At 73.9% G+C, this 5155-nt stretch carries 5 protein-coding genes, 1 pseudogene and 1 riboswitch; of the genes and pseudogenes, 3 read left to right on the forward strand and 3 right to left on the reverse strand.

Annotated features, from left to right (window positions below):
* The 3 genes and pseudogenes from EEJ42_RS52010 to EEJ42_RS34190 form a co-directional block, all read right to left on the reverse strand.
* Positions 1-213: pseudogene (locus tag EEJ42_RS52010) on the reverse strand (hypothetical protein); the annotation flags it as partial.
* A gap of 99 nt (positions 214-312) precedes the next feature.
* Positions 313-1443 carry an alpha/beta hydrolase gene (locus EEJ42_RS34185; RefSeq protein ID WP_123105986.1) on the reverse strand — a complete coding sequence of 377 codons (1131 nt, stop codon included), beginning with the start codon at positions 1441-1443 and terminating at the stop codon, positions 313-315.
* A 46-nt stretch (positions 1444-1489) separates the two neighbouring features.
* Positions 1490-2218, reverse strand: coding sequence for a class II aldolase/adducin family protein (locus EEJ42_RS34190; protein ID WP_184503412.1), 729 nt, complete (start codon positions 2216-2218; stop codon positions 1490-1492).
* A gap of 236 nt (positions 2219-2454) precedes the next feature.
* On the opposite strand from EEJ42_RS34190, the gene EEJ42_RS34195 reads away from it, so the two are divergent.
* The 3 genes from EEJ42_RS34195 to EEJ42_RS34205 form a co-directional block, all read left to right on the forward strand.
* A complete protein-coding gene (locus tag EEJ42_RS34195) occupies positions 2455-3768 on the forward strand; it encodes an inorganic phosphate transporter (protein ID WP_123105988.1) in 1314 nt (437 codons plus the stop codon).
* A gap of 15 nt (positions 3769-3783) precedes the next feature.
* Positions 3784-4014, forward strand: a complete 231-nt coding sequence (locus EEJ42_RS34200) for a hypothetical protein (RefSeq protein ID WP_009718927.1) — start codon at positions 3784-3786, stop codon at positions 4012-4014.
* Positions 4015-4145: 131 nt separating this feature from the next.
* Positions 4146-4351, forward strand: a riboswitch (cobalamin riboswitch).
* Positions 4352-4473: 122 nt separating this feature from the next.
* The coding region (locus EEJ42_RS34205; RefSeq protein WP_123105990.1) for a cobalamin biosynthesis protein at positions 4474-5155 on the forward strand (682 nt) is incomplete at its 3' end.

A 5155-nucleotide genomic window follows, 5' to 3' on the forward strand; every position in this document is an offset into this window, starting at 1 on the left:
GAGCGAGTCGTCCTCGGCCGCGGCCCAGCGCGCCACCTCCACGGCCCCGGCAAGCCCCGCACGGGCCTGCCGGGCCAATTCCGGCCGGGGCGGCGTGCCCTCCGGCGGGCGTGGCGCCGGCCTGGAGCGGTTCGGCGCGGGCCGCGGCGCGGTGGCCATCGGCCGCTGGCGGACGAGTCGGAGCCGGGAGTCGCGCGGAGTACGGGACGTCACAGAAGCAGTCTCGCCGTTGACGGCCCGAAAGCCCAATCGGCACCCGTCCGGCGGTCGCCGCGGCCGGATTCCGATGGGTAGCCGGGACCGGCGGAGGCCCTAGATGAGGGGCGTGAGGAAGCGGCGCAGCGCTTCCTCGTACCCCCGGGGATCGGCGTTCCACATCGCGGCGTGCGGGGCGTGTCGCACCGGATGAAGGGTGACCAGCTCGGGCCGGGCGGCGGCGAGTTCACGGGAGGCGTCCCAGGGCGCGAGGGTGTCGCCGGGGCCGTGCACGATGAGCGTGGGCACCGGCAGGCTCTCGGGGTCGGCCGCCTCCGCGAGCTTGCTGTCGTGGAGCCCGGTGCGCCCCTCCGCGGCCCGTACGGCGAGCGGGAGCAGGGCGGCGGGGGTGCGGCGTGCCGCGGCGAGGGCGCGCAGGGTGGCCCGCCAGTCGAGCACCGGGGAGTCCAGGACGATGCCGCTGAGCCGGTGCCGCAGTGCGGAGTTGGCTGCCGCGTGCAGGGCCATGGAGGCGCCGGTGGACCAGCCGTGCAGGACGACGCTCTCCGCCCCGTAGCGGACCGCGTAGCGGATGGCGGCGTCGAGGTCGCGCCACTCCGTGTCGCCGAGGTGGCTGATGCCGTCGGGCGGGCGCGGGGCGCCGGGGTCGCCGCGGTACGCGAGGTCGAGCACCGGGATCCGCATCCGGTGCAGCATCGGCATGACGACCATGGGGTGTTCCCGGGTGGTGCCGAGGCCATGGGTGGTGATGACCCAGGTGGTGCGCTCGCCGGGCAGGAACCAGGCGGGCAGCGGACCGAGTTCGCCGGGAAGGTCGACATCGGCGTGTTCGAGGCCGAGCGCGTCCCTGGGGTTGCCGATGTGCACCTGCGGGGTGAGCCGCACCCGGGTGCCGGTGTCGAGGGTGCCGTGCGTCACCCGCTCCAGGCGCCGTACGACGCAGTCGGCGGGGTGCGGAACGTCGTCGTCCACCGGGCCGACGACGGCGTGGCAGGCCCGGCCGACGAGACCGTAGGTGCCGGGGCGCAGCGAGGCGAGCGAACGGGTGAGGGTGATCCGCCCGTCGTCGTCCATGGCGTGCACCGTGAGCGGCGGCTCGTTCGGCAGCGGCCGGTCGGGGGCCGGTTTGAGCGCAGCGTCGGTGACGTACCGGCCCGCCGCCACCGCGGCCACGCCGACACCGAGCAGAGTGGTGGCGGCAGCGACCGCCGTTGTCCGCACACGCATCCCTCCCAGTGTGGGCGGGCGGCCGCGCGGCGGCCAGCGGAAGGGGCTATTTCGGGACGCCCGGAGCGCCGCCCTCCGTACCCCCGTCACGCGGCTGGCCGTAACCGCTGAGCTTGGCCGCGGCGCGGTCCAGCTCGGCGGGCGGGATGAGGGTGGGGGTGTGCCCGGGGACGGCGGTCGCGGCCAGCCAGACCTGACACATCCATTCGAGCTGGGCGGTGCGGTCGTAGGCCTGGTCCAGCGTCGCGCCGTATACGACGGTGCCGTGGTTGCGCAGCAGACAGCCGGAGCGGTCGCGCAGCGCGGACAGCATGTTTTCGGCCAATTCATCGGTGCCGTAGAGCGCGTAGCCGGCGACCCGGACCGGCCCGCCTAGGGCGGCGGTCATGTAGTGGATCGCGGGGAGTTCGTCGACCAGCGTGGAGACGGCGGTGGCGTGAACGGCATGGGTGTGGACGATGGCCGCGGCCTCGTCCGTGTGACGGTAGACGGCGAGGTGCATGGGCAGCTCGCTGGTGGGCGCGAGCGTGCCCAGCACCTGTCGGCCGTCGAGGTCCACGCCGACCAGGTCACGCGGGCCGAGCCGGTCGTAGGGCACGCCGCTCGGGGTCACCAGGACGGTGTCGCCGACCCGGGCCGACACATTGCCCGAGGTGCCGACGACGAGCCCGTCGGCGGTGGTTCTGCGGGCCGTCCGCACCACCTGCGTCCACGCCTGCCGCAGGGGCTGGGTCGGCCTCGGCTGTGGCCGTCGCGCCGATCGCGGCTCCGTCACGGGCCCTCACCTCCGGGCGCGATCCTTCCATACGGGTGCCGGCGCGGCGCGGTTACACCGCCTCGATGTACGGACGCCAAATGCCGTATGGCGAAAGGGAGTACGGTCGAAAACCAGCCTTTCTCACACCCGCGCGCCCGTGTCACCGTGAAGCCCGCCTCAGTTCATCTTCCGTTCACCCAGTTTCCTTACGTTCACCGTGCACTGACAGCCCTCCGAACTGATTGACCGGGTGTATGGAACACATCACGCTTCTCATCGGGATCGTGATCGTCACGGCCTTGGTGTTCGACTTCACGAACGGCTTCCACGACACGGCCAACGCCATGGCCACCACCATCTCCACCGGAGCGCTCGGTCCCCGGGTCGCCGTGGCGATGTCGGCAGTCCTCAACCTCGTCGGCGCCTTCCTCTCCGTGGAGGTCGCCAAGACCATCTCCGGCGGAATCATCGACGAGGGCTCCGGCATCCAGCCCGAAGTGATCTTCGCGGGGCTCGTCGGCGCGATCCTCTGGAATCTGGTGACCTGGCTGGCCGGTCTCCCCTCCAGCTCCTCGCACGCCCTCTTCGGCGGCCTCATCGGCGCCACCGTGGTCTCCGTCGGCATGGACGGGGTCAACGGCGACGCGATCGTCATGAAGGTCCTCATCCCGGCCGTGGCCGCGCCGGTCGTGGCGGGCATCGCCACGGTGGCCGCCACCCGGCTCACCTACCGGCTGGCCCACAACCGGGCCGCGGAGGACACCGCGAAGGGCTACCGCGCCGGGCAGATCGCCTCGGCCGCCCTGGTCTCCCTGGCCCACGGCACCAACGACGCGCAGAAGACGATGGGCGTCATCACCCTCGCGCTGGTCACCGGCGGCGTCATCGCCCCCGACTCCGACCCGCCCATGTGGGTGATCGTCTCCGCGGGTCTCGCCATCGCGCTCGGCACCTACCTGGGCGGCTGGCGCATCATCCGGACCATGGGCAAGGGCATCACCGACATCCAGCCGCCGCAGGGCTTCGCCGCCCAGACCGGCGCCGCGACCGTCATCCTGGCCTCGTCCCACATCGGCTTCGCGCTGTCCACCACGCAGGTCTGCTCGGGCGCCGTCATGGGTGCGGGCGTCGGCCGCAAGGGTGGTGTGGTGCGCTGGTCGACCGCGGGCCGCATGGTCGCCGCGTGGGCGCTGACCCTCCCGGCCGCCGGTCTGGTGGCCGCCGCCGCGGCGCTGCTGGCCGACCAGGGCAACGGGGGCATCGCCGCGGTCGCCGTCCTCGCGGTGCTGGGCTGCGGTGTCATCTGGGTGCTGTCGCGCCGCAAGCCGGTGGACGCCAGCAACGTCAACGAGCCGGGCGCGGAGTCCGCCGAGCCGGTCGGTGTCGTCACCGCCGCCGTGCGGTCGGTGGCCCCGCCGCCCGCCGGAAAGACCGCATCCGCTGCCGATGGCACCGATGGCACGGATGCCGCAGACGCCTCGAACGCCTCGGGCCCGACGTCCGCCGAGGACGCCTCGTCCGAATCCGCCCCGACCCCCGCCACCGCGGGAACCGGTTCCACCAGCTGACAGGGAGCACACGCAATGCACATCGACTGGGCGGCCCTCGGCCAGGTCTTCGGCGTCAGCCTCGCGGTGACGGTCGGCGTCGTAGGGGTCTTCACCCTGGGCATCATCGGCACCTCCCGTACGGCCCAGCCGCAGCCCCAGGCCGCCGCGGGCGGCGCGTCCCCGGTTGCGCGCACCGGCGCGTACGCCTGTTTCGCGCTGTGCGCCGCGGTCGTGGCGTACGGCATCTATCTGATCGTGGCCTGAAACCAACGGAAGCCACGCAAGCCGCGGGGCGGTGGGCGCTGTTCGGCGCCCGCCGTCCCGCGGTCGTTCCCGCGCGGGGGCCTGTGGATCTCGGCACACTCTGGCATCGCAGGTCAAATGCGAGTTGACGGCCATTCGCGCCCCATGGTGGACTTCCCGAGCCAAACGGCGGCAGGAGAGGAAGCCGGTGAGAATCCGGCGCGGTCCCGCCACTGTCACCGGGGAGCGCTCTCCCCTCACCGCAAGGGGTCACGGCCGTCCGTACGCCAGGAGGGCTGGAAGACCGGGAGAGCCGCGGATCCGGGAGCCAGGAGACTCTCACCGCCGGTCACGTCGAGCCAGGGCGCGGACCCTGAGTGAGGACATACCGCCATGCCCGGCACTGCCACGCCGTCAGCTCCCCCTGTCCGTGTGCTCGGCGGCGGTCCCCGCCGCAGAGGCATGGCGGCGGTCTGAAGGATGCGTGCCGACCACGCCTCGTACGCGTGCGGCGCCGCACTCGGCTTCCTCGGCGACCTCGCCGCGGGCGATCCGCGCCGCGGCCATCCGGTGGCCGCGTTCGGACGCGCCGCCGCGGCCGTCGAGCGGCGGCTGTGGCGCGATCACCGCGGTTCCGGGGCCCTGCACACCGCGCTGTGCGCGGGCGGCGCGGCCGCCGGTGCCGCGCTGCTGGCGCGTACCGTACGGGGCTTCGCGGGCCGACGCCGTACGACGGCCGATGCCGCGCTGACCGCCGCCGCCACCTGGGCCGTGCTGGGCGGCACCTCGCTGGTGCGGGAGGCCCGGGTCATCGGTGACGCGCTGGCCGCCGGGGACGTCGACGCCGCGCGGGAGCGGCTGCCCCACCTGTGCGGACGCGATCCGCAGGCGCTGGACGCACAGCAGATCGCGCGGGCGGTCGTCGAGTCGGTGGCCGAGAACACCTCGGACGCGGTGGTGGGCGCGCTGGTGTGGGGGGCCGTGGCCGGGGTGCCGGGGCTCGTCGGCTTCCGTGCCGTCAACACCCTGGACGCCATGGTGGGCCACAAGTCGGCCCGCTACCGCCGCTTCGGCTGGGCGGCTGCCCGGCTGGACGACGTCGCGGGCTGGCCCGGCGCCCGGCTCACCGCCGCCCTGGCCGCCCTCGCCGGGCCCGACCCGC

This window comes from Streptomyces botrytidirepellens, assembly GCF_003721215.1.
Taxonomy (GTDB): domain Bacteria; phylum Actinomycetota; class Actinomycetes; order Streptomycetales; family Streptomycetaceae; genus Streptomyces; species Streptomyces himastatinicus.